The 24,221-nt window shown below is 60.1% G+C and carries 19 protein-coding genes; 6 read left to right on the top strand and 13 right to left on the bottom strand.

What is annotated here, in order from left to right:
- The 5 genes from rfbF to ihfB form a co-directional block, all read right to left on the bottom strand.
- Positions 1-774 carry a glucose-1-phosphate cytidylyltransferase gene (gene rfbF, locus ACJRW5_RS11080; protein WP_484570562.1) on the bottom strand — a complete coding sequence of 258 codons (774 nt, stop codon included), beginning with the start codon at positions 772-774 and terminating at the stop codon, positions 1-3.
- A gap of 21 nt (positions 775-795) precedes the next feature.
- Positions 796-1,779, bottom strand: coding sequence for an FAD-binding oxidoreductase (locus ACJRW5_RS11075; RefSeq protein WP_484570561.1), 984 nt, complete (start codon positions 1,777-1,779; stop codon positions 796-798).
- Positions 1,780-1,895: 116 nt separating this feature from the next.
- Positions 1,896-3,344, bottom strand: coding sequence for a mannose-1-phosphate guanylyltransferase/mannose-6-phosphate isomerase (locus ACJRW5_RS11070; protein ID WP_484570560.1), 1,449 nt, complete (start codon positions 3,342-3,344; stop codon positions 1,896-1,898).
- Positions 3,345-3,474: 130 nt separating this feature from the next.
- Positions 3,475-4,965: an MBL fold metallo-hydrolase RNA specificity domain-containing protein gene (locus ACJRW5_RS11065; RefSeq protein WP_484570559.1), complete on the bottom strand. Its 1,491-nt coding sequence runs from the start codon at positions 4,963-4,965 to the stop codon at positions 3,475-3,477.
- A 205-nt stretch (positions 4,966-5,170) separates the two neighbouring features.
- A complete protein-coding gene (gene ihfB, locus ACJRW5_RS11060) occupies positions 5,171-5,455 on the bottom strand; it encodes an integration host factor subunit beta (RefSeq protein WP_003243558.1) in 285 nt (94 codons plus the stop codon).
- Positions 5,456-5,745: 290 nt separating this feature from the next.
- Between ihfB and ACJRW5_RS11055 the strand changes: the two genes are divergently transcribed.
- A complete protein-coding gene (locus tag ACJRW5_RS11055; RefSeq protein WP_484570558.1) occupies positions 5,746-6,189 on the top strand; it encodes an REP-associated tyrosine transposase in 444 nt (147 codons plus the stop codon).
- Between the two features lie 263 nt (positions 6,190-6,452).
- On the opposite strand, the gene rpsA is transcribed toward ACJRW5_RS11055, so the two are convergent.
- The 8 genes from rpsA to mtnA form a co-directional block, all read right to left on the bottom strand.
- Positions 6,453-8,135: a 30S ribosomal protein S1 gene (rpsA, locus tag ACJRW5_RS11050; RefSeq protein WP_012018329.1), complete on the bottom strand. Its 1,683-nt coding sequence runs from the start codon at positions 8,133-8,135 to the stop codon at positions 6,453-6,455.
- 292 nt (positions 8,136-8,427) lie between these two features.
- A complete protein-coding gene (cmk, locus tag ACJRW5_RS11045; protein WP_484570557.1) occupies positions 8,428-9,093 on the bottom strand; it encodes a (d)CMP kinase in 666 nt (221 codons plus the stop codon).
- Positions 9,090-11,330: a bifunctional prephenate dehydrogenase/3-phosphoshikimate 1-carboxyvinyltransferase gene (locus ACJRW5_RS11040; RefSeq protein WP_484570556.1), complete on the bottom strand. Its 2,241-nt coding sequence runs from the start codon at positions 11,328-11,330 to the stop codon at positions 9,090-9,092. The genes cmk and ACJRW5_RS11040 overlap by 4 nt, the downstream gene beginning before the upstream one ends.
- Entirely contained in the window at positions 11,327-12,436 is a 1,110-nt protein-coding gene (gene hisC, locus ACJRW5_RS11035) for a histidinol-phosphate transaminase (protein ID WP_484570555.1), read from the bottom strand. Before hisC ends, ACJRW5_RS11040 begins: the two co-directional genes overlap by 4 nt.
- Before the next feature lie 96 nt (positions 12,437-12,532).
- Positions 12,533-13,627: a prephenate dehydratase gene (pheA, locus tag ACJRW5_RS11030; protein WP_037054127.1), complete on the bottom strand. Its 1,095-nt coding sequence runs from the start codon at positions 13,625-13,627 to the stop codon at positions 12,533-12,535.
- A gap of 1 nt (position 13,628) precedes the next feature.
- The gene (gene serC, locus ACJRW5_RS11025) at positions 13,629-14,714 is read right to left on the bottom strand and encodes a 3-phosphoserine/phosphohydroxythreonine transaminase (RefSeq protein WP_484570554.1); all 1,086 of its coding nucleotides are present in this window, start codon (positions 14,712-14,714) and stop codon (positions 13,629-13,631) included.
- A gap of 118 nt (positions 14,715-14,832) precedes the next feature.
- The gene (gene gyrA / locus ACJRW5_RS11020) at positions 14,833-17,607 is read right to left on the bottom strand and encodes a DNA gyrase subunit A (RefSeq protein WP_484570553.1); all 2,775 of its coding nucleotides are present in this window, start codon (positions 17,605-17,607) and stop codon (positions 14,833-14,835) included.
- Positions 17,608-18,080: 473 nt separating this feature from the next.
- On the bottom strand, positions 18,081-19,157 hold the full coding sequence (mtnA, locus tag ACJRW5_RS11015; RefSeq protein ID WP_484570552.1) for an S-methyl-5-thioribose-1-phosphate isomerase: 1,077 nt from the start codon (positions 19,155-19,157) through the stop codon (positions 18,081-18,083).
- A 159-nt stretch (positions 19,158-19,316) separates the two neighbouring features.
- Here mtnA and ACJRW5_RS11010 point away from each other — a divergent pair, with 159 nt between their 5' ends.
- The 5 genes from ACJRW5_RS11010 to ACJRW5_RS10990 all read left to right on the top strand — a co-directional run bounded on the left by ACJRW5_RS11010 (position 19,317) and on the right by ACJRW5_RS10990 (position 24,216).
- Entirely contained in the window at positions 19,317-20,636 is a 1,320-nt protein-coding gene (locus ACJRW5_RS11010) for a TRZ/ATZ family hydrolase (RefSeq protein WP_484570551.1), read from the top strand.
- A 223-nt stretch (positions 20,637-20,859) separates the two neighbouring features.
- Positions 20,860-21,558, top strand: coding sequence for a bifunctional 2-polyprenyl-6-hydroxyphenol methylase/3-demethylubiquinol 3-O-methyltransferase UbiG (gene ubiG, locus ACJRW5_RS11005; protein WP_484570550.1), 699 nt, complete (start codon positions 20,860-20,862; stop codon positions 21,556-21,558).
- 5 nt (positions 21,559-21,563) lie between these two features.
- Positions 21,564-22,235: an N-acetylmuramic acid 6-phosphate phosphatase MupP gene (gene mupP, locus ACJRW5_RS11000; RefSeq protein ID WP_484570549.1), complete on the top strand. Its 672-nt coding sequence runs from the start codon at positions 21,564-21,566 to the stop codon at positions 22,233-22,235.
- Positions 22,236-22,307: 72 nt separating this feature from the next.
- On the top strand, positions 22,308-23,048 hold the full coding sequence (locus ACJRW5_RS10995) for a YciK family oxidoreductase (protein ID WP_484570548.1): 741 nt from the start codon (positions 22,308-22,310) through the stop codon (positions 23,046-23,048).
- A gap of 241 nt (positions 23,049-23,289) precedes the next feature.
- Positions 23,290-24,216, top strand: coding sequence for a GGDEF domain-containing protein (locus tag ACJRW5_RS10990; RefSeq protein ID WP_484570547.1), 927 nt, complete (start codon positions 23,290-23,292; stop codon positions 24,214-24,216).
- Positions 24,217-24,221: the final 5 nt, after the last annotated feature.

The following is a 24,221-nucleotide window of genomic DNA, read 5'->3' as shown; positions in this document are numbered from 1 at the left end:
TCAATCCCAGGTTTTCCACGGGGCTGTGCCACTGTCCCACAATTCTTCCAACAGGTGCTTGTCGCGCAATGTATCCATGGGCTGCCAGAAGCCGTGATGCTCATACGCCATCAGTTGGCCATCTTGTGCCAGGCCCATCAGAGGCTCCTGCTCCCAGACAGTAGCGTCATCACTAAGATACTTTAGTACATCCGGGGTAAGAACAAAAAAACCGCCATTGATCATTGCCCCGTCGCCTTTGGGTTTCTCCTTGAAATTCATCACTTTTTTGTTTTGAATATCCAGCGCACCAAAACGACCTGGCGGATAAGTTGCCGTAAGTGTTGCAGCCTTACCATGCTCTTTGTGAAAACGTACGGTAGCAGCGATGTCGATATCACCAACACCATCGCCATATGTAAAACAGAATGCGTCTTCGTTTCTCACGTACTCAGCAACACGGCGCAAACGACCACCAGTCATGGAAAGTTCTCCCGTATCTACAAGGGTTACATTCCAAGGCTCCGCCCGTTTGTTATGTACTTCCATCTTGTTTTCACGCATATCGAAAGTAACATCCGACATATGTAAGAAATAGTTGGCGAAATATTCCTTTATCACATATCCCTTGTAGCCGCAGCAGATAACAAAATCGTTGATCCCATGCGAAGCGTACATTTTCATGATATGCCAAAGAATAGGCTTACCGCCGATCTCAACCATCGGCTTAGGTCGCACGCTGGTTTCCTCACTAAGCCGGGTACCCAAGCCACCAGCAAGAATTACAGCCTTCATCTTCACTCCCTAAACCTGTAATTAATTAGAACTGACAAATGAATCAGAATGAAAATTTTTAGGCTTAAGCCCTGTAGTAATCAGCGTCTCACGCGCGGACTCGATCATTTTCTCGGAGCCGCACGCGTAAACAACCGCAGTTTCTAGAGCTATACCAGAGTCGATGACAGCATCCTGGACATACCCCCTCCTAGCGGTGCTGCTTACCGAGCGAGACAGCACTTGCACATAATTCAAATTCAGCCCGGGAAAGTCTGGCACCCAATACATGTCGCTTTCACACCTCCCCCCCCAGTAAAGGTGTATGTTTTCATACAAACCAATACTTTCACTCGAGGCGAGCTGCTGCAGGATTGCGTTGATAGGTGCGATTCCTGTTCCAGTTGCTAGGAAGATCAGGTGCCGGACACTTTCCTGTCTCAAGAAAAAAGTCCCGAGAGCTCCTTCCAGCCTTAGAAGATCGTTCTCCTTGGCCTCTTCAAACCAATAACGGCTCATTTCACCGTTTGCGACCCTTCGGATCTGCATGGTGATTTTCCCATCACCCCGAGGAGCATTTGCAATCGAGTAACTGCGCCGGACGCTTCCCTTGATGACGTCGACATATTGACCTGGTAAGTACTGAAACTGAGCGTTCGGCGGCAATCTCAGCGTTACCTCAACAACATCTTCAGATAACATTTGCAAACCATCAATACGACAGGGCAATGTCTTTACCGTGAATCCAGCGAGCTCACTCAAATCCTCTATATCAAGCTCAAGGTCAGTCAAAGCCGCTCGACAACAGGTGAGGATGATTTCTCTATCTCTCTCGCCTTGACTGAGCGAGCACTCATCTAGAAGCACAGAAGTAGTACCTGTAACCACTTTTGCCTTGCATATGCCGCAACGCCCTGTACGACAACCATGCTCTAGCAATATACCTTGCGTACGCGCAGCCTCCAGCAGTGTTTGCTCGGAGCCACAGGAAAACACCTTGGAATTTGCTAATTTCACTATTGACATGGTCTCTGTCGCATCACTTTCTATACACCAAGCATCATTCAGATATTTAAATACAGCGCAGCCATCTTGAGTAACAGGAATGCACACCCCTTGTACTCACCACTATAAAAGTGCTTCTAGTGACTTCTCCCATACTGGTCGTCAAAGCGAATGATGTCGTCTTCACCTAAATAGCTCCCAGACTGCACTTCAATGATCTCCAACGGGATGCTGCCAGGATTCGCCAGACGGTGAACCTCACCAAGGGGGATATAGGTACTCTGGTTCTCGCTGAGCAATAGTGTTTCACTACCTCTCGTAATTTCTGCTGTCCCCTGCACCACTATCCAGTGCTCAGCTCGATGGTGGTGTTTCTGAAGGCTCAGGCTCGCTTTGGGGTTGACCTGTATACGCTTGACCTTGAAGCGTCCACCCTCATCGATACTGTCATACCAGCCCCACGGACGGTGCACCTTGCGGTGAAGGGCGTGCTCCTCGCGTGATTGTTGGTTAAGCAGACCTACAATCTGCTTAACGTCCTGGCAGCGGCTTCTGTCTGCAACAAGCACAGCATCTGCTGTTTCAATCACCACAAGGTTCTCAACGCCGGCCAGTGCTACAAGGCGGTTGCTTGCGTGTACAAGCGAATTACTGCTTTCGGTTATCAGCACATCGCCGTGAAGGGCATTACCTTTGTCATCCTTGGGCGACACACTCCATACGGCATCCCAGGCGCCCAGGTCACTCCAGCCAGCATCCAGCGGTAGCATCTTGATGGGTAAGTCACTTCCTGGGCACTTCTCCATGACCGCGTAATCGATCGATTCGCTAGGAATCGCCGTAAAAGCCTCTTTATCGGGTCGAATAAAAACACCATCAATTCGCTTGCCCACCCAGCTCTTAACGCTAGCCTGAAGAATATCGGGTCTAAAACTCTCCAGAGCCGCTAGCCATACTGAGGCTTTGAGTACGAATAAGCCCGCATTCCAGTAGTAGCCACCCTCATCCAGATAGGCTTGAGCCGTGTCCCGATCAGGCTTTTCTACAAAACGCTCAACGGTAGCAACTGCCTCTTTGTCAGAAGCCACCTTGATATAGCCGTAGCCTGTTTCAGGCCTGTCAGGCGTAATGCCAAGGATGACAATGCTGCCTTCAACCGCAGACTCAACCGCCCGATGCATCGCTACGCGGAAAGCCTCGTCGTCAGTGATGGCCTGATCTGCCGGGGTAACCACCAGTACTGGATCTGTTCCTGCATCGCGCGCTGCCAAGGCAGCCAGAGTCAGCGCCGGCGCAGTATTACGCCCTACCGGTTCTAGCAGGAATGTTGCATTGTCGACCCCAAGCTCCCTGAGTTGTTCTTGGGCCAAAAAGCGGTGTTCTTCATTGCATACGATGTAGGGCGAAGAAGGCGCATCGTTTGACTCACTACCGCCCCAAAGACGCTTGATGGACTGCTGGAACAAACTGTCGTTGCCTACCAAGCAAAGGAACTGCTTTGGAAAACCTGACCGCGATAATGGCCACAGTCGCGTACCTGATCCGCCGCACAGTATTACTGGTTGAATAGGGTTGGTTGACGTCATGAAACATTGAACCTGTGTGGTGGTTACTGATCAAGGCAATGGCAGGCCGGTTTTCCGGCCCAACCAAACTCTGGATAGAGCGACAAAGCCTCAGATTTACTGGGCGTCTCCGCAAAGGAATGGCAACGGCTCACCCCATCCCTGTCTCCTCATCAATGCCCGGCAACAGGATGTCCACATCACTGCTCTGGTCAACATAGCGTTCTCGCAATGCATCAGCCAAAGCACGTCTAGCAGGCTTGTCGCCATGCACCAGACGAATTTCATTTGGCCACGCACTCATACGGGTTACAAACCTTACCAACCCTAACTGATCGGCATGAGCTGAATAACCGCCTATGGTATGCACCTGAGCCCGAATGTCATAGCGCTGCCCGTCAAATTCCACATAGCCACTACGCGGGCCAAAACGCTGGATCTGTCTTCCCGGTGAGCCTTCGGCCTGATAACCGACGAACAGCACGTCGTGTCGCTCGTCGCCCAGCATGGCTTTAAGATAATTGACGATGCGGCCACTAGAGCACATGCCGTTACCGGCGATCACGATGGCCGGCTGAGCGGTTTGAGCCAGACGATTGACCATGGCTAGGTGAGCCTTGTGGTTATCGACCGTCAGCAGGTTACGAAAGGCCAGTGGATTGCGGCCTTCCTTCAAGCGTGCCCGTGCCTCCATATCCCAGAACCGATCAAGCTCCCGGTAGACCTGGGTGAAGCGGCTGGCTAGGGGGGAGTCAAGAATGATCGGCAGATTGCGCCAGTCTAGCGATGGGCGTTTCGCCCTTGCCGAGCCGTAGGCTTGCGACGGTCTCGCCGCGGCCTTTAGCAATCGGCGATGAATGATGTCTTCAAGCTCGTACAGCAGCTCTTGCGTACGGCCAATGCTGAAGGCAGGGATCAGCACCGTGCCGTTGTTAGTGAGCGCATGCTCCAGCACCACCTCCAGGCGTTTACGGCGCGTGCGACGGTCCTCATGCAAACGATCACCGTAGGTACTTTCGATAACCAGAACATCGGCTTTATGCGGCGCCTTCGGCGCCGGCAAGATAGGTGCATGTGACGCACCCAGATCGCCGGAGAAAACGATGCGCTTTCTCTCGCCTGTAGCAAGGTAATGCAAGTCGACCTCAACATACGCGGAGCCAAGGATATGGCCGGCCCGCTGCAGCCGAATGCGAGCTTTCAGCTGCTTGCTGTCCACCAGGGTGAACCACTGCTTGTAGGGAATCGCGACGATGCGTTGCTCAATCAGCTTGAGGTAACGCTGAACCTGTTTCTGATCTCGGCTAAAGCCGAGCTTGAAAGCATCTTCCAGCACGATTGGCAGGAGCTTGGCCGATGGTTCACTACAGAGAATCGGCCCTTTGAAACTGGCTGCCAGCAGGTAGGGGATGCGGCCAACGTGGTCGATATGAACGTGTGTCGCTACCAGCGCCTTGATGCCATCCAGTGGAAAGTCGATGGCAAGCTTTCCTGCGCCAGCGCGACCTTCAGGGGAAGTCTCAGCGCCTTGAAAGAGGCCGCAGTCGATCAGCAGCGCGTGCTCATCATCCATCTGTAGCTGATGGCAAGAGCCCGTAACGCCGGTGACAGCGCCATGGTGAATGATGGAGGGGTACCGCACAGGTCAATCCCTTAACGCTAGAAGCCTAAAGGGACTCAGCCCAGTAGTGCGGACGAAGATTCAAGCCTTGCGAATCGAGAGGACGAGGGAACGCCACTCTTTGAGCAACACCGTGAAAACCCGCACATTTTGACGGATTTCGGCTATTTCGCAAGCGTGACAGAGAGATGACGCCAGCGAATCAGTGAGTGAGCGTTACAGACGATTATTCGTCTTCATTGACCCGATCCCGCAGCTCTTTCCCCGGTTTGAAATGCGGCACAAATTTGCCGTCCAGCCGTACTGATTGGCCGGTTTTAGGGTTGCGACCAACGCGCGGCGCGCGGTAGTGCAGGGAGAAGCTGCCAAAGCCGCGGATCTCGATGCGATCTCCTGTCGCCAGCGCCTGGGACATTTGTTCCAGCATGGTCTTGATGGCCAGCTCGACATCCTTGGAGGACAGCTGACCTTGATGAGTGACGATTCTTTCGATCAACTCCGACTTGGTCATGGTTTTCCCTTCTTTTTCAAGCGGCTAGAAGACTCGATGGATCGGTTTTAGCATGCTGGTCAGCTTTTGAACAGCCTAAAAAACAATGTCTTAGCGCAATGTGGGAAATGGCCGGCTTTGCAGGCACGAGTGACGCCTGGGGTTGGCCAGTGACCGCTGTTCGCGGCGAGGCGCCGCTCCTACAGAAGGGCTGCGTCGTTTGATGGATCGATGTAGGAGCCCCGTCCCAGGGCGAAGCTTCTTTTGTCGACTACGCTTGCCTCTGACATTTGCCAACGGAAGGGACTCCGATGACAGAGAAGCGCTATGCCTCACACAAGCTTCGCGAGGGTCGTTGGTCTTGCAGCGGACAGATCTACCTTGTCACTGCCGTAACCAAGAATCGCATTCCGGTATTTGCCGATTTATCGGCGGCACGCACGCTCATCCAAGTCATTCGCCAGGACGAGACGCTTGGATCGCACCGAACGCTTTGCTTTGTTGTGATGCCAGATCATCTGCACTGGTTGCTGCAACTACAGAATGAGGGCCTGGCCCGCTTGGTGGGTAGGGTCAAATCCATTTCCGCCAAACGCCTGGGCAGGCCGATATGGCGGAAGGGATTCCATGATCACGCGCTGCGTCGGGAGGAAGATGTTCGGAGCGTAGCGCGGTATGTGGTGGCGAATCCGTTAAGAGCTGGGCTGGCGAGGCGCGTAGGTGATTACCCGCATTGGGATGCGGTGTGGATATGAGGGCGGCTGGGCGACGTTTTGGGCATAGGCCCTATATTGTTGGACGGACGCCATTCGCGGCGGGGCGCCGCTCCTACAAGTGGCGCGTTGTTTGGTGGATTGGTGTGGGAGCCCCGCCTCGGGGCGAAGCTTTTAGCCTGCATCAGGATTACTGGATAGCTGCCATTCGCCGCGGGGCGCGGCTCCTACAAGGGCAAATTCACTGGAGAACGAAAACGAAAAAAGGCGACCCGAAGGTCGCCTTTTTGATGAATTACCCGAACTTAGTTCTGGTTTTCCATCTGAGCACGGATCAGATCACCAATGGTGGTCGGGCCGGTGCTTTCAACGTCTTGCTTGTTACGCAGCTCCTTCATCGCGTCTTTCTCGTCCTCAACGTCTTTCGACTTGATGGACAGGCTGATAACGCGGGACTTGCGGTCGACGCTGATGATCTTGGCTTCTACTTCGTCGCCTTCTTTCAGGACGTTGCGCGCGTCTTCAACGCGGTCACGGCTGATTTCGGAGGCTTTCAGAGTGGCTTCGATTTCGTTGCCCAGGTCGATGATCGCGCCCTTGGCATCTACTTCCTTCACAACGCCGCGGACGATGGTGCCCTTGTCGTTGAGGGAGACGTAGTTGCTGAACGGATCGTCTTCCAGCTGCTTGATGCCCAGGGAGATGCGCTCGCGCTCCGGGTCAACCGACAGGATGACGGTTTCCAGCTCGTCGCCCTTCTTGAAGCGACGCACGGCTTCTTCGCCAGCTTCGTTCCAGGAGATGTCGGACAGGTGAACCAGGCCGTCGATGCCGCCGTCCAGACCAATGAAGATACCGAAATCGGTGATCGACTTGATGGTGCCGGAGATCTTGTCACCCTTGTTGAACTGACCGGAGAAGTCTTCCCACGGGTTGGTCTTGCACTGCTTGATACCCAGGGAGATACGACGACGCTCTTCGTCGATGTCCAGAACCATGACTTCCACTTCGTCACCGACGTTAACGACTTTCGACGGGTGGATGTTCTTGTTGGTCCAGTCCATTTCGGAAACGTGCACCAGACCTTCAACGCCTTCTTCCAGCTCAGCGAAGCAGCCGTAGTCGGTCAGGTTGGTAACGCGCGCCATGACGCGGGTGTTTTCCGGGTAACGAGCCTTGATGGCAACCCATGGGTCTTCGCCCAGTTGCTTCAGGCCCAGGGATACGCGGTTGCGCTCGCGGTCGTACTTCAGAACCTTGACGTCGATCTCGTCGCCAACGTTGACGATCTCGGACGGGTGCTTGATGCGCTTCCAGGCCATATCGGTGATGTGCAGCAGGCCATCTACGCCGCCCAGGTCAACGAACGCACCGTAGTCGGTGAGGTTCTTGACGATACCTTTGACTTGCTGGCCTTCCTGCAGGGATTCCAGCAGAGCTTCGCGCTCGGCGCTGTTCTCGGCTTCCAGGACGCTGCGACGGGAAACGACAACGTTGTTGCGCTTCTGGTCCAGTTTGATGACCTTGAATTCCAGCTCTTTGCCTTCCAGGTGAGTGGTATCACGCACCGGACGGACGTCAACCAGGGAACCCGGCAGGAACGCGCGGATGCCGTTGACGTCAACGGTGAAGCCGCCTTTGACCTTACCGTTGATAACGCCCTTGACCACTTCTTCAGCGTTGAACGCAGCTTCCAGAACCAGCCAGGATTCAGCGCGCTTGGCTTTCTCGCGGGACAGCTTGGTTTCACCGAAGCCATCTTCAACCGCGTCCAGCGCAACGTGGACTTCGTCACCGACCTTGATGGTCAGCTCGCCTTGTTCGTTGAAGAACTGGTCGAGCGGGATGACGCCCTCGGACTTCAGGCCGGCGTGTACGGTAACCCAGTCACCGTCGATGTCGACCACGATACCGGTGATGATGGCACCCGGCTGCATGTCGAGGGATTTCAGGCTTTCTTCAAATAGTTCTGCAAAGCTTTCGCTCATGTTGATTCCTGTTGATCAAGGGCGGGGATTCGCCCAAACCACATTCCAGACCATGTGGGTTCGTTCATGTAAAAAGAGGCCTGCGGGACAAGGACTGGTCTCCCGCACGCCTCCTTGCGAGTCTTTCGACTTATAGCAGCCGCGACTCTGACGCCCCTATCCAAAGATTGCTGCGCGTCGGCCCTGCTGCGTTAAAAACAAGCTCGGAATGCTCATGTGCTACAGCACACTCCGCTTCCTCGCTTGTTTTTGCCTTGCATGGCTCTAGCTCGCGAACCTTTGGATAGGTTCTTTACCCGGCGAGGTCGCGATCAGCGACTTCGCTCAGAATTCGTTCCAGCACCTGCTCGATGGAAAGTTCGGTCGAATCCAGCAGGATTGCGTCAGCAGCTGGCTTGAGCGGAGCTACTGCGCGCTGGGTGTCGCGCTCATCGCGCGCCCGGATCTCATCGAGAAGACTCGCGAGATTAACATCATCGCCCTTGGCCTTCAACTGCAGGTAGCGGCGGCGAGCACGCTCCTCGGCGCTGGCCGTGAGGAAAACCTTCAGCGGCGCCTCGGTGAATACCACCGTGCCCATGTCGCGACCATCGGCCACCAGGCCCGGCATTTCCTGAAATGCACGCTGGCGCTGCAGCAGTGCTTCGCGCACCGCCGGCAGCGAGGCGACCATCGAGGCGCCCGCGCCCACCTGCTCGTTGCGGATGGCGTCAGTAACTTCCTCGCCTTCGAGGATGATGCGCTTGTCGATGAACTGCACATCCAGGTGCGCCGCCAATTGCTTGAGCGCTTCCTCGTTGGTCAGATCAATACCGTGGTTGCCGGCAGCAAAAGCCAACAGGCGATATAGCGCGCCCGAATCGAGCAGATTCCAGCCCAGCTGCTTGGCCAGCAGCGCGCAGAGCGTTCCCTTGCCCGACCCGCTCGGCCCGTCGACGGTGATGACCGGGGCAGTCATGCCTTGCCCTCTTCTGCCACGTTGATGCCGACTTCGGCCGCCAGGGCGAGGAAGTTAGGGAAGGAGGTGGCAACGTTGGCGCAATCGTGGATGCGGATCGGCGCGCTGGCACGCAGCGAGGCGACACTGAAGGACATGGCGATACGGTGATCGCCATGCGCCCAGACTTCGCCGCCACCAATGGCGCCACCTTCGATGACGATACCATCCGGGGTCGGCTCAGCCTTGACGCCCAGCGCGACCAGACCATCGGCCATGACCTGGATACGGTCAGACTCCTTGACGCGCAACTCTTCAGCGCCGCGCAATACAGTGCGACCCTCAGCGCAGGCAGCGGCGACGAACAGCACAGGGAACTCGTCGATAGCCAACGGCACCAGGTCTTCCGGAATATCGATACCCTTGAGCTTGGCCGCACGCACACGAATGTCCGCAACCGGCTCACCACCAACTTCGCGCTGATTTTCCAGGGTGATGTCACCGCCCATCAACTTGAGGATGTCGATCACGCCAGTGCGAGTCGGGTTGATACCGACATGTTCCAGCACCAGCTCGGAGCCTTCGGCGATGCTGGCAGCGACCAGGAAGAAGGCCGCCGAGGAAATGTCCGCCGGCACCTCGATGCGCGTTGCGCTGAGCTTGTGCCCGGACTCGACGCAGGCAGTACTGCCTTCCACGCTGACCGGATAACCGAAGCCACGCAGCATGCGCTCGGTATGATCGCGAGTCGGCGCCGGCTCGGTAACCGAGGTGCTGCCAGCAGCATACAGACCAGCCAGCAGCAGACAGGATTTGACCTGGGCACTGGCCATCGGCATTTCATAGGCCATACCGGTCAGGCGCTGGCCACCCTTGATGGTCAGCGGCGGACGACCTTCCGGAGCGGTCTCGATCACCGCGCCCATTTCGCGCAGCGGCTTGGCCACGCGGTTCATCGGGCGCTTGGACAGTGAGGCATCGCCGGTCAGGGTGGTGTCGAAGGGCTGCGCAGCCAGCAGACCGGAGAGCAGGCGCATGGAGGTGCCGGAGTTGCCCATGTACAGCGGGCCAGCCGGAGCCTTCAGACCATTGAGGCCTACGCCATGAATGGTCACGCGACCATGGTGCGGACCTTCGATGACCACGCCCATGTCGCGGAACGCCTGCAGCGTGGCCAGGGCGTCTTCGCCTTCGAGGAAACCTTCGACTTCGGTGGTGCCTTCGGCCAGCGAACCCAACATGATCGAGCGATGCGAAATGGATTTATCACCCGGTACGCGAATACGTCCGGACAGCGAGCTACCGGGTTTTGCCAGGAAAATCAGATCGGTCGAGTGCATAGCGTCCACATAGGCCCTGCGGGCCAGAATTTTGCTGAAATGTTCGCGGGCCACGCGGGCGCGGGTGAACACGCCCAGCAGTTGATGCCCATCCCCAGCGTCGACCGCGTCGCGCAGGGCGTCGAGGTCGTCGCGAAACGTGTCCAGCGTACGCAGCACGGCCTCGCGGTTAGCGAGAAAGATATCGTGCCACATCACCGGATCACTGCCGGCAATCCGCGTGAAATCACGGAAACCACCAGCGGCGTAACGGAAAATCTCCAGGTTCTCGCTGCGCTTGGCCAGCGAGTCGACCAGGGTGAAAGCCAGCAGATGGGGCAGATGGCTGGTCGCGGCGAGCACCTGATCATGGTGCTCAACCTCCATCAACTCGACAGCCGCCCCCAGCTCGCGCCACAGGCTCTCGACCAGCGCCACGGCTGCGTCATCGCTGTGCTCACAAGGCGTAAGAATCACCTTGTGCCGGCGGAACAACCCTGCGTTTGAAGCCTCGACCCCGCTCTGCTCGGAGCCTGCAATCGGATGCCCCGGCACCAAACGCACGGCCTTGCCGGCGAAGGCCAGGCGCGCGGCCCGGACGATATTTCCCTTGGCACTGCCGACATCAGTGAGCACGGCATCGCCAAGGTCGAGCTTGGCCAGTTCTGCGAGCACCTTCTCCATGGCCAGGATAGGTACTGCCAGCTGAATCACATCCGCCCCCTGACAGGCGGCAGCCAGATCACTCTCGCAACGGTCGACCACGCCCAACTGCACAGCGAGCCGGCGCGATTCGGCGTCCAGATCGACACCGACCACCTCGCGACACAAGCCGCACTCACGCAGGCCCTTGGCAAAGGAACCACCGATCAACCCCAGCCCGACCACCACAAGGCGGCCGATCTTAGGGGGACTCGATTGCACTGCCGTTACAGTCACGCCGCAAGCACCTTGGCCAGGGCCTCGAGGAAACGTGCGTTCTCACGCGGCAGGCCGATGGAAACGCGCAGGAAGTTCGGCATGCGGTATCCAGCCATCGGCCGCACGATCACCCCTTCGCGCAGCAGCGCCTGATTGATCGCGGCGGTTTCGCGGCCAAAGTCGACGGCGATGAAGTTTGCCTTGGAGGGAATCCAGCCAAGGCCCAAGGCGCGCAACCCCTCCTCCAACTGCTGCATGCCGGCCTCATTGAGACGACGGCTTTCGGCCAGGTAATCGGTGTCACTCAGTGCGGCGCAGGCTGCTGCCAGAGCCAGGCTGTTGACGTTGAACGGCTGGCGTACACGATTGAGTACATCGGCGATGGCTGGCGAGCTGATGGCGTAACCGACCCGCAACGACGCCAGGCCATAGGCCTTGGAGAAGGTACGCGAGACCAGCAGATTGGGATAACGCGCCAGGTAATCCAGACCGTCCGGCAGTTCGTCGCTTTCGGCGTATTCGATGTATGCCTCGTCCAGCACGACCAGTACCGACTCAGGCACCTTGGCCAGGAAGGCCTCCAGTGCCTCGGGGCCGAACCAGGTGCCGGTCGGGTTGTTCGGGTTGGCGATGAACACGACTCGGGTGTCTTCGTCGATCGCAGCGAGCATCGCGTCCAGGTCGTGACCGTAGTTCTTGGCCGGGACGATCTTGCCCTGCGCGCCGACGGCCTGGGTAGCGATGGGGTACACAGCAAAGGCATAGTCGCTGAACACGGCGTTCAGGCCAGGCGCCAGATAAGCGCGGGCGACTAGCTCAAGAATGTCGTTGGAGCCATTGCCCAGAGTGACCTGTGCGAGGTCCACGCCATAGCGATCAGCCAGGGCAGCCTTGAGGGTGAAGCCGTTGCCATCCGGGTAGCGGGTCAGCTCGTCCAGCTCTGCACGAATCGCCGCCAGCACCTTGTCGCTGGGGCCGAGCGGGTTCTCGTTGCTGGCCAGCTTGATGATGCCGGCCGGGTCGAGTCCCAGCTCGCGGGCCAGCTCATCGACCGGCTTGCCCGGCACGTAAGGGGACAGCTTTTGCACCCCTGGCTGGGCCAGGGTCAGGAAATCGCAACTCATCACAAAACCTCGTTGTCTCGACCGAGCGTCACGGCTTCGCAGGAGCAACCTCAATCGCGAATATCGCGGCTAAAGCCGCTCCCACAGGTACGCGGTTTACAGTACCGCCTTGGGATAGGAGCCCAGAACCTTCAGCGCTACGGCCTCCTGGGCGAGCTTCTCAAGTACATCCTTGATCAGCGGGTCGCGGTGGTGGCCGATGAAATCGATGAAGAACACGTAGGTCCACTTGCCGCTACGCGACGGACGGGTCTCGATGCGGGTCAGGTCGATGCCGTTGTTATGGAACGGCACCAGCAGCTCGTGCAAGGCGCCCGGCTTGTTGCGCATCGAGACGATGATCGACGTCTTGTCATCGCCGGTCGGCGGTACTTCCTGGCTGCCGATGATGAGGAAGCGCGTGGAGTTGTCCGGGCGATCCTCGATCTTCTCGGCCAGCTTGGTCAGACCATACAAGTTGGCAGCCATGTCGCCGGCAATGGCCGCGCTGTTCCACTCGCTCTTCACCCGTTTGGCGGCGTCGGCATTGCTGGAAACCGCCACGCGCTCGACATTGGGGTAATGCGCATCCAGCCACTTGCGGCACTGCGCCAGCGACTGGGCATGGGAATAGATACGGGTGATCTTGTCGGTCTTGGTGGTCTCGCCCACCAGCAGGTGGTGGTGAATGCGCAGCTCCACCTCACCGCAGATGACCATGTCGTGCTCGAGGAAACTGTCCAGCGTGTGGTTGATCGCCCCTTCGGTGGAGTTCTCCACCGGCACCACGCCGAAGTTCACCGCTCCGGCGGCGACCTCGCGGAACACCTCGTCGATGGCGGCCATCGGTACGCTGACCACCGCATGACCGAAGTGCTTCATCGCCGCGGCCTGGCTGAAGGTGCCTTCCGGGCCGAGGTAGGCGACTTTCAGCGGGTTCTCCAGGGCCAGACAGGAGGACATGATTTCGCGAAACAGCCGCGCCATCTCTTCGTTGCCCAGCGGCCCCTGGTTGCGCTCCATGACGCGCTTGAGCACCTGCGCCTCACGCTCCGGACGGTAGAAGACAGGCGACTCGCCCTCCTTCAGCTCCTTCATCTTCACCCGCGCCACTTCTTCGGCGCAGCGCGCGCGGTCGCTGATCAGCTCGAGAATGCGCTCATCGAGATTATCGATGCGCACACGCAGCGCCTGCAGTTCCTGCTCCGACATGTCAGCCATGCTCCTTCTCGAACTCGACCATGTAGGCCACCAGCGCCTCGACCGCATCCAGGCCGACGGCGTTGTAAATGGAGGCACGCATGCCACCTACCGAGCGGTGCCCCTTGAGGTTGAGCAGGCCACGCTCGTCGGCACCGGCCAGGAACACCTTGTCGAGCTTCTCGTCGGCCAGACGGAATGGCACGTTCATCCAGGAGCGCGCGTTGTGCGCGACCGGGTTGCTGTAGAAATCGCTGCCGTCGATGGCCTTGTACAACAGGTCTTTCTTGGCGCGGTTGATGCGCTCCATCGCCTCGACACCGCCCTGCTCCTTCAGCCACTGGAACACCAGGCCGGACAGGTACCAGGAATAGGTGGCCGGGGTGTTGTACATCGAGCCGTTATCGGCCGAGATCTTGTAGTCGAGCATGGTCGGGCAGGCGCTGCGAGCACGGCCGAGCAGGTCCTCACGCACGATTACCACCACCAGGCCGCTGGGGCCGATGTTCTTCTGCGCACCGGCATAGATCAGGCCGAACTGGGACACATCGATGGGCCGCGAAAGGATGTCCGAAGACATGTCCACCACCAGAGGCGTATCGCCCACCTGCGGCACCCAGTCGAACTGCAGGCCGCCGATGGTTTCGTTGCTGCAGTAGTGCACGTAGGCAGCGTCTTTCGACAGCTGCCAGTCGTTCTGCCCGGGAATGGCGAAATAGTCATGCGCCTTGGCGCTGGCGGCGACATTGATGGCGCCATAGCGACGCGCTTCTTCGATGGCCTTCTTCGACCAGATACCGGTCTCGACGTAATCCGCCACGCCGTCTTCCGGCAGCAGGTTCAGCGGAATCTCGGCGAACTGCTGGCTGGCGCCGCCCTGCAGGAACAGCACCTTGTAATCACTGGGCACAGCGAGCAGATCGCGCAGGTCCTGTTCGGCCTGGCTGGCGATGGCCACGTACTCATCGCTACGGTGACTCATCTCCATGACCGACAGGCCCTTGCCCTGCCAGTCGAGCATTTCGGCCTGGGCACGTTGCAGTACAGCGGTCGGCAGCGCGGCCGGGCCGGCGCAGAAGTTAAAAGCTCGCTTGCTCACTTCTTTTCTCTCAATTCATTGAGATGGGTCCAACCCATCCTACGACCTGAACCCGCGATCTGTGGGAGGCGCTTCAGCGGCGACAGCCGCGGCTGAAGCCCTCCCACGAGGCGCGTATTTATTCCTCGCTGCCTTCCTCGGCGTCGGTGACCGTTGCCTCGGCGCCTTCTTCGGCAACCTCGACACTCTCCTCACCTTCGAGCAGTTCGTCATCCTCGACTGGCGTCGGCTCCTGGACACGCTCCAGACCGACCAGGGTTTCATCCTTGGCCAGCTTGATCAGCGTGACGCCCTGGGTGTTACGACCCGAGCTGGAGACTTCGTCGACGCGGGTACGCACCAGCGTGCCCTGGTCGGAAATCAGCATGATTTCCTCGCCGTCCTGCACCTGGATGGCACCGACCAGCTTGCCGTTGCGCTCGCTGGTGACCATGGCGATCACGCCCTGGCCGCCACGGCCGCGACGGGGGAATTTGCCCAGGCCGGTACGTTTACCGAAGCCACGCTCGGAAGCGGTGAGAATCTGCGCGCCGGACTCAGGAATGAGCATGGAGATCAGCTCCTGATCCTTGCCCAGACGCATGCCGCGCACGCCGCGGGCGGTACGGCCCATGGTGCGTACCTTGCTCTCGGCGAAGCGCAGCACCTTGCCAGCGTCGGAGAACAGCATGACTTCCTTGGCGCCATCGGTGATGGCCGCAGCGATCAGGGTGTCGCCCTCTTCCAGGCGCAGAGCGATCAGGCCGGCGCTACGCGGACGGCTGAACTGCACCAGCGGGGTTTTCTTCACGGTACCGAAAGCGGTGGCCATGAAGATGAAGGCGCCAGTCGGCTCGGCGACCAGCTCAGGGGTTTCACCCTCGACTTCCTCGACTTCTTCGGCTTCGGCCACTTCGACGGCTTCGCCCTCGATCACCACGCCTTCGTTTTCGTCGAGTTCGTCTTCATCGCCAGCATCACGCTGCAGGGCTTCAAGGTCGATTTGCAGCATCGCGGTGATGCGCTCGCCCTCGTCCAGCGGCAGCAGGTTGACCAGCGGACGGCCGCGTGCGGTACGCGAGGCCTCCGGAATCTCGAAGGTGCGCAGCCAGTAGACCTTGCCCTTGCTGGAGAACAGCAGCAGGGTGGCGTGGCTGTTGGCGACCAGCAGGTGCTCGACGTAGTCCTCGTCCTTCACCCCGGTGGCCGACTTGCCCTTGCCACCGCGACGCTGCGCCTCATAGGCTGCCAGCGGCTGGCTCTTGGCATAGCCGCCATGGGAGATGGTGACGACGCGCTCTTCTTCGGTGATCAGGTCAGCAATGGTCAGGTCCTGACGCGAAGCGATGATCTCGGTACGACGCGCATCACCGAACTCGGCCTTGACCTTTTCCAGCTCCTCGCGGATGACTTCCATCAGACGCTCGGGACTGGTCAGGATACGGATCAGCTCGCCGATCAGAGCGAGGATTTCCTGGTACTCGGCCAGCAGCTTCTCGTGTTCCAGACCGGTCAGGCGGTGCAGACGCAGCTCGAGGATGGCCTGAGCCTGTTCCGGCGACAGGTAGTACTTGCCGTCGCGCAGGCCGTATTGCTCATCCAGCCCTTCCGGGCGGCAGGAGTCGGCGCCAGCGCGCTCGACCATGGTTTCCACCGCACTGGACTCCCAGGCAGTGGCGAGCAGGCGCTCCTTGGCTTCGGCCGGGGTCGGCGAGCTTTTGATCAGCTCGATCACCGGATCGATGTTGGACAGCGCAACCGCCTGACCTTCAAGGATATGGCCACGCTCACGCGCCTTGCGCAGCTCATAGACGGTACGGCGGGTCACCACTTCGCGGCGGTGACGGATGAATACCTCAAGCATGTCCTTGAGGTTCATGGTCTTCGGCTGACCGTCGACCAGCGCCACCACGTTGATGCCGAACACGCTCTGCATCTGGGTCTGGGCGTACAGGTTGTTCAGCACCACGTCCGGCACTTCGCCACGGCGCAGCTCGATCACCACGCGCATGCCGTCCTTGTCGGACTCATCGCGCAGCTCGGTGATGCCTTCGATCTTCTTCTCTTTGACCAGCTCGGCGATCTTCTCGATCAGACGCGCCTTGTTCAGCTGGTACGGCAGCTCGGTGACCACCAGCTGTTGGCGGTTGCCGGACTTGTCGATGTCCTCGATCTCGACGCGGGCACGGATGTAGATGCGCCCGCGGCCGGTGCGATAGGCCTCGATGATCCCGGCGCGACCGTTGATGATGCCGGCGGTGGGGAAATCCGGGCCGGGGATGTACTGCATCAGCTCATCGACGGTGAGCTCGGCGTTGTCCATCAGCGCCAGACAGCCATCGATCACCTCGGTGAGGTTGTGCGGCGGGATGTTGGTTGCCATGCCTACGGCGATACCCGACGAGCCGTTGACCAGCAGGTTCGGCACCTTGGTCGGCATCACCGCCGGAATCTGCTCGGTGCCGTCGTAGTTGGGCACCCAGTCGACGGTTTCCTTTTCCAGATCGGCCAGCAGCTCGTGGGCCAGCTTGGTCATGCGCACCTCGGTGTATCGCATGGCCGCGGCGTTGTCGCCGTCCACCGAACCGAAGTTGCCCTGGCCGTCGACCAGCAGGTAACGCAGGGAGAAGTCCTGCGCCATACGCACGATGGTGTCGTACACCGCGGTGTCGCCGTGCGGGTGGTATTTACCGATCACGTCACCGACCACACGGGCGGATTTCTTGTAGGGCTTGTTCCAGTCGTTGCCCAGTTCGCTCATGGCGTACAGCACACGACGGTGGACAGGCTTCAAGCCATCGCGCGCATCCGGCAGCGCACGCCCGACGATCACGCTCATCGCGTAGTCGAGGTAGGACTGTTTCAGCTCGTCTTCGATATTGACCGGGAGGATTTCTTTGGCCAGTTCGCCCATGAGAAGCCTGGTTCCTTTTTCTGGTGAAACTCCGCGTCATTCTTCCTGAACGCCATGGAGCACGTCGCGATAGCTTCGAGCCATCAGCGACTCACGACAAATCAACGAGTTATGTCACGATTCGATGCAGTGAAGGGAGCCATGGTGAGCGCCCCTGAAAACTGCCGGAGATTACCACAAAGCGTGCCGCACACCTACCCCGAGCCAGCTCACAAAGAAGCGAAGCAAACAAGACGGAAAGAGGCGAAACGACCAACCTGCAGAAGCTGCCGCACGGCCAACGAAAGCAAAGGCTTCGCCCCGAGGGCGGGGCTCCTACACCACGCTTCGAACACCGCTGCCCGCGGCGAATGGCGGCCATCCCACCACATCTGGCCCATGCCCCAAAGGTGGCAAAGCGCAAGAAAAGCCGCAAAAACAAGAGCTTCGCCCCGAGGCGGGCTCCCACAATGAGTAAACTGTGCTCGATAAGCTCAGTGCAGGCGCTTGCGGCACATGAGCTGCGCCATCTTTGCGCTATCCGGACGCTCGACCACGCCCTTCTCGGTCACGATGTAGTCGACCAGATCCGCCGGCGTCACGTCGAATACCGGATTGACCGCATGCACATCCGCCGCCACTCGCTGCCCAGCGACTTCCAGCAGCTCCCGCCCATCGCGCTCTTCGAGCAAGATGTCCTCGCCGCTTTCCAGGCTCATGTCGATGGTCGAACTGGGCGCCACCACCATCAGCCGCACCCCATGGTGCATGGCGTTGACCGCCAGCTGATAGGTGCCGATCTTGTTCGCCACATCGCCATTGGCGGTGATGCGATCAGCCCCCACGATCACCCAGGTGATGCCCTTGGTCTTCATAAGATGCGCGGCCGCCGCATCGACATTGAGGCTGACCGGTACGCCGTCGCCGGCCAACTCCCAGGCGGTCAGGCGCGCGCCCTGCAACCAGGGACGGGTCTCATCGACATAAACGTGCTCGACCAGCCCTTCCAGGTACGCAGCGCGGATGACCCCGAGCGCCGTGCCGAAACCACCGGTCGCCAGCGCACCGGCATTGCAGTGAGTCAGCAACACCTGCGGGTTGCCCTGGTGCTTGCGGATCAGTTCCATGCCCAGTTGCGCCATGGTCAGGTTGGCCTCGCGGTCGCTGGCGTGAATGCCGATTGCCTCGGCCTCCAGCTGCTGCAGTGCCTGCTCGTCATCCTTGATCCGCGCCAGGCGCTCACGCATGCGCTGCAGAGCCCAGAACAGATTCACCGCCGTGGGACGCGACTGTTCGAGACGAGCGAAGTCAGACTCCAGTGCATCACGCCAGTCACCACCGGCCTGCAATCTGGCGCGCACCGCCAGCACCAGCCCATAGGCAGCAGCAATACCGATCGCCGGGGCTCCACGAACCACCATGTTGCGAATCGCATCCGCCACCAATGCAGCGGAATCGAAGCGCAACCAGGTCTGCCTATGCGGCAGCAGGCGCTGATCGAGCAGATAAAGTGCACCCTCGCGCCACTCGATTGCCTGGACCTTCTCCACCGCCAGCAATTGCTCGCGCATCGCGCACCCCATCCTTAACCATCAAAAAATCGCGAATTATACGCAGAGAAGCAGGCGTTAACCGAACAATCCAGCAGCCCCGGCGACTTCAAGCAACGCGCGTTCATCTATACACTGGCGGCCTTCCATGCAGCCTTCAAGCCAGACGGACACGCACTCATGCCCCAAGCCCCTCTCGACCTTCTGCTCCTGCCGACCTGGCTGGTGCCCGTGGAGCCGGCTGGCGTGGTGCTGCGCGAACACGGCCTGGGGATTCGCAACGGGCAGATCGCCCTGATCGCCCCCCGCGAAGAAGCCTTGCGCCATGCCGCAAGCGAGGTGCGCGAGCTGCCAGACTGCCTGCTCGCGCCCGGCCTGATCAACGCCCACGGCCATGCGGCGATGACCCTGCTGCGCGGCATCGCCGACGACCTGCCGCTGATGACCTGGCTGCACGAGCACATCTGGCCGGCCGAGGGTCAATGGGTCGATGATGAATTCGTTCGTGATGGTACCGACCTGGCCATTGCCGAACAGATCAAGGGCGGCATCAGCTGCTTCTCCGACATGTACTTCTACCCGCAAACGGCCGTCGAGTGCGTACACAAAGCCGGCATGCGCGCGCAAATCACCGTGCCCGTGCTGGATTTCCCCGTCCCTGGCGCCCTCAATGCTGACGAGGCGCTGCGCAAGGGCCTGCAACTGTTCGACGACCTCAAGCAGCACCCGCGCATCCGCATCGCCTTCGGCCCGCACGCACCCTATACGGTCAGCGACGACAAGCTGGAACAGGTGCGCATGCTGGCCGACGAGCTGGATGCCGGCATTCACATGCACGTACATGAAACCGCCCAGGAAGTGGCCGAGGCCATCACCAAGCACGGTGAGCGTCCGCTGGCCCGCCTTGCCCGCCTGGGCCTACTCGGCCCGCGTTTCCAGGCCGTGCACATGACGCAGATCGACGATGACGACCTGGCGCTGCTGGTGGAACACAACTGCAGCGTCATCCACTGCCCGGAGTCCAACCTCAAGCTGGCCAGCGGCTTCTGCCCGGTCGAACGCCTGTGGCAGGCCGGCGTCAACGTCGCCATCGGCACTGACGGCGCCGCCAGCAACAACGACCTCGACCTGCTCGGCGAAACGCGCACCGCCGCCCTGCTGGCCAAGGCCGTATCCGGCTCGGCCACCGCCTTGAGCGCCCATAGCGCGCTGCGTATGGCCACCCTCAACGGCGCCCGCGCCCTCGGCCTGGACGCCCAGGTCGGCTCACTGGAAACCGGCAAGCTGGCCGACCTCGTCGCCTTCGACCTCTCCGGCCTGGCCCAGCAACCGATCTACGACCCGGTATCGCAGCTCGTCTACGCCAGCGGCCGCGACTGCGTAAAACACCTCTGGGTGGGCGGCAAGCAGTTGCTCGACGACGGCCGCCTGACCCGGATGGACGAGCGCGAGCTGATCACCAAGGCCAGGCAGTGGGGAGAGAAGATTGCCAGCAAGTAATATTGCTTATCCTCCCCTCTCTCCAACCCTCTCCCACAAATGGAAGAGGGGCAGACCGCGCATGAATGAAATGAATGAGCAGCCGATGAACCTTGGGCGCGACAACATTCCCAAACAGCTGCGACAAACTGACATACATTGAACGAATCCGCGCCGCCCCAAGCCCGTTCTTAAACTGGCAACATAGCGGCAATATGCTTTCCATGCTTTGAAAGAGATGCTTATGAGCAACGTCGACCGCGCCGAAATCGCCAAATTCGAGGCACTGGCACACCGCTGGTGGGACCGTGAGAGCGAGTTCAAGCCTCTGCACGACATCAACCCACTGCGGGTCAACTGGATCGATGAACGCGTCAGCCTGGCTGGCAAGCGCGTGCTCGACGTCGGCTGTGGCGGCGGCATCCTCAGCGAAGCCATGGCCCAGCGCGGCGCCAGTGTAACCGGCATCGACATGGGCGAAGCCCCGCTCTCCGTCGCCCAGCTGCATCAGCTGGAGTCCGGCGTCGAGGTCGAGTACCGGCAGATCACCGCCGAAGCCATGGCCGAGGAGATGCCCGGTCAGTTCGACGTGGTCACCTGCCTGGAGATGCTCGAGCACGTACCCGATCCTTCCTCGGTAATCCGCGCCTGCCACAAGCTGGTCAAGCCGGGCGGCCAGGTGTTCTTCTCCACCATCAACCGCAACCCCAAGGCCTACCTGTTCGCGGTGATCGGTGCCGAGTACATCCTGCGCCTGCTGCCGCGCGGCACCCACGATTTCAAGAAGTTCATCCGCCCCTCCGAGCTCGGTGCCTGGAGCCGCGCGGCCGGGCTGGAGGTCAAGGACATCATCGGCCTGACCTACAACCCGCTGACCAAGCACTACAAACTGGAAGCCGACGTCGACGTCAATTACATGATCCAGACGCTGCGCAAGGAGTAGCCCGCATGCGTTTGAAAGCAGTTCTGTTCGACATGGACGGCACCCTGCTCGACTCGGCGCCGGACTTCATCGCCATCACCCAGGCCATGCGCGCCGCCCGCGGCCTGTCGCCGCTGCCGGACAAGGCCATTCGCGACCAGGTGTCCGGCGGCGCGCGCGCCATGGTGGCCTGCGCCTTCGACGAGGATCCGGAATCAGCCGCCTTCGAAGCCCTGCGCCAGGAGTTTCTTGAGCGCTACCAGGAACACTGCGCGGTTCTGACGCGCCCGTTCGATGGCATCGAGGCCCTGCTTGGCGATATCGAGCTGGCCCGCCTGCAATGGGGCGTCGCCACCAACAAACCGCTGCGCTACGCCGAGCCGATCATGCAACGCCTGAATCTTGCCGAGCGCTCCGCCGTGCTGGTCTGCCCGGATCACGTCAAGCAGAGCAAACCTGCCCCGGATATGCTCCTGCTCGCCTGCCAGCAAATGGGTGTCCAGCCTGAAGAAGTGCTGTTCATTGGCGATGATGCCCGCGATATCGAATCGGGCCGCGCTGCAGGCTGCCGCACCGCAGCAGTGACCTACGGCTACATCCACCCCGAAGACAACCCACGCAACTGGGGCGCCGACGTGGTCGTGGATCACCCCCAGGAGCTGCGCGCAGTTCTCGACCGCGCTCTGTGCAGCTGCTGATGCCGTAGCGCGCTCAGGCTATCTGGCGGGCCAGGCCCGCCCTTCTCATCAATACCCCGAAGGACCCTGAACATGTTCGATTACAGCGCCCGCCCAGACCTGCTCAAGGATCGCGTAATCCTGATCACCGGCGCTGGCCGCGGTATCGGCGCTGCGGCCGCCAAGAGTTTCGCCGCCCATGAAGCGACCGTACTACTGCTTGGCAAGACCGAAGCCAACCTGAGCCAGGTCTACGACGAGATCGAAGCCGCCGGCCATCCGCAACCGGTGGTCATTCCCTTCAATCTGGAAACCGCCCTGCCGCACCAGTACGACGAGCTGGCGGTGATGATCGAGAACGAATTCGGCCGCCTCGACGGCCTGCTGCACAACGCCTCCATCCTTGGCCCGCGCACGCCGCTGGAACAGCTCTCCGGCGACAACTTCATGCGCGTGATGCACGTCAACGTCAACGCCATGTTCATGCTCAGCAGCACCCTGTTGCCGCTGCTCAAGCTGTCGGCGGATGCCTCCGTGGCCTTCACCTCCAGCAGCGTCGGGCGCAAGGGGCGCGCTTACTGGGGCGCATACGCGGTCTCCAAGTTCGCCACCGAAGGCCTGATGCAGGTCATGGCCGATGAGCTGGATGGCATCAGCAACGTACGCGCCAACAGCATCAACCCAGGCGCGACCCGCACCGACATGCGCGCCCAGGCCTATCCGGGCGAGAACCCGGCCACCCGCCCCCAACCCGAAGACATCATGCCGCTGTACCTCTACCTGATGGGGCCGGACAGTAAAGAGGTCAACGGTCAGGCCTTCGACGCCCAGTGATCTACCTGTTGCGGGCCGCAGACATCTGCGCCCGCAACATGACAGAAATTTGCCACCACCCCGACCTGGCGGCAGCACATTGCCAGCATCGGCGTCAGACAACCGGCAAGCAATTGCCACACACCATTTCATAATCCATCTAAGTGACTGACTTCACAGGTATTTCAGCTCATCTGAACCACCTGGCACGAAATTCGCTCTAACCCTCTCGTCGCACCCATCGCGCCAGAGGTTCAGCTCCATGGTTCCCCCCAGCCAGTCCAACACCATCGATTTCGATGCCGCCAAGTTGCAGCGTCTCGGCTTCACCGGCACCCGCAACCTGCCGCTCAAGCCCGCCAGCCTGGTCGAATTGCGCCACAAACTGAGCCTGCAACTGCAGACCAGTCTGGACGTGGAGCGCATTCTCAACCTGTTCTTCCGCGAGGTGCAGCGACTGGTGTCACTCGATGCTCTGGCTTTCCAGCACCCATCGCACGACCTGCGCCTGGAGCTGGGAGAGCGGGCGCCACATTCGGCCGGCTATCGCCTGAGCCATGAAGGTGAATACCTGGGTGAGCTGATCTTCCGTCGCAAGCAACGCTTTTCCGAAGAGGAGCTGACGCAGCTGGAGGCGCTGCTGGCCTGCCTGTTGTTCCCGCTGCGTAACGCTCTGCTCTACCGCACGGCCCTGCAAAGCGCGCTGCGCGACCCGCTGACCGACACCGGCAACCGCATCGCCATGGATCAGGTGCTGCAACGCGAGGTGGATCTGGCCCGCCGCAACCTGCAGCCGCTGTCTCTGCTGATGCTGGACATCGACCACTTCAAGTCGATCAACGACAACCACGGTCATGCACTGGGCGACGAAGTACTCAAGGCCGTGGCGCAGACCCTGAAAAACCAGCTGCGCAACATCGACATGGTGTTTCGCTTCGGCGGCGAGGAATTTCTGGTCGTCCTCTCGGGCACCAGTCGCGAAGGGGCTGCACTGGTGGGCGAGCGCCTGCGCTTTGCGGTGATGGAACTGCAATGCCTGGATGCGGGGCGCCCCATCGACGTATCGATCAGCCTGGGCTGCGCCAGCCTGCTGCCCGGGGAGTCGAGTGAAAGCCTGCTGCGCCGCGCCGACAGCGCGCTATACGTGGCCAAACGCGAAGGCCGCAATCGCCTGTCGATGGCTGGTTGAACGCC

The organism is Pseudomonas pichavaramensis (assembly GCF_050473265.1).
Classification (GTDB): domain Bacteria; phylum Pseudomonadota; class Gammaproteobacteria; order Pseudomonadales; family Pseudomonadaceae; genus Aquipseudomonas.
This window is presented reverse-complemented; position numbering and strand designations above follow the sequence as displayed.

Bases quoted from the DNA above. Each gene is read 5' to 3' on its own strand.
- ACJRW5_RS10990 (WP_484570547.1), top strand. From the start codon at position 23,290: ATGGTTCCCCCCAGCCAGTCCAACACCATCGATTTCGATGCCGCCAAG.
- pheA (WP_037054127.1), bottom strand. From the start codon at position 13,627: ATGTCGGAGCAGGAACTGCAGGCGCTGCGTGTGCGCATCGATAATCTC.
- ubiG (WP_484570550.1), top strand. From the start codon at position 20,860: ATGAGCAACGTCGACCGCGCCGAAATCGCCAAATTCGAGGCACTGGCA.
- gyrA (WP_484570553.1), bottom strand. From the start codon at position 17,607: ATGGGCGAACTGGCCAAAGAAATCCTCCCGGTCAATATCGAAGACGAG.
- mupP (WP_484570549.1), top strand. From the start codon at position 21,564: ATGCGTTTGAAAGCAGTTCTGTTCGACATGGACGGCACCCTGCTCGAC.
- rpsA (WP_012018329.1), bottom strand. From the start codon at position 8,135: ATGAGCGAAAGCTTTGCAGAACTATTTGAAGAAAGCCTGAAATCCCTC.
- ACJRW5_RS10995 (WP_484570548.1), top strand. From the start codon at position 22,308: ATGTTCGATTACAGCGCCCGCCCAGACCTGCTCAAGGATCGCGTAATC.
- hisC (WP_484570555.1), bottom strand. From the start codon at position 12,436: ATGAGTTGCGATTTCCTGACCCTGGCCCAGCCAGGGGTGCAAAAGCTG.
- mtnA (WP_484570552.1), bottom strand. From the start codon at position 19,157: ATGCGCGAGCAATTGCTGGCGGTGGAGAAGGTCCAGGCAATCGAGTGG.
- ACJRW5_RS11010 (WP_484570551.1), top strand. From the start codon at position 19,317: ATGCCCCAAGCCCCTCTCGACCTTCTGCTCCTGCCGACCTGGCTGGTG.
- ACJRW5_RS11070 (WP_484570560.1), bottom strand. From the start codon at position 3,344: ATGACGTCAACCAACCCTATTCAACCAGTAATACTGTGCGGCGGATCA.
- cmk (WP_484570557.1), bottom strand. From the start codon at position 9,093: ATGACTGCCCCGGTCATCACCGTCGACGGGCCGAGCGGGTCGGGCAAG.
- ACJRW5_RS11055 (WP_484570558.1), top strand. From the start codon at position 5,746: ATGACAGAGAAGCGCTATGCCTCACACAAGCTTCGCGAGGGTCGTTGG.
- rfbF (WP_484570562.1), bottom strand. From the start codon at position 774: ATGAAGGCTGTAATTCTTGCTGGTGGCTTGGGTACCCGGCTTAGTGAG.
- ACJRW5_RS11075 (WP_484570561.1), bottom strand. From the start codon at position 1,779: ATGTCAATAGTGAAATTAGCAAATTCCAAGGTGTTTTCCTGTGGCTCC.
- ihfB (WP_003243558.1), bottom strand. From the start codon at position 5,455: ATGACCAAGTCGGAGTTGATCGAAAGAATCGTCACTCATCAAGGTCAG.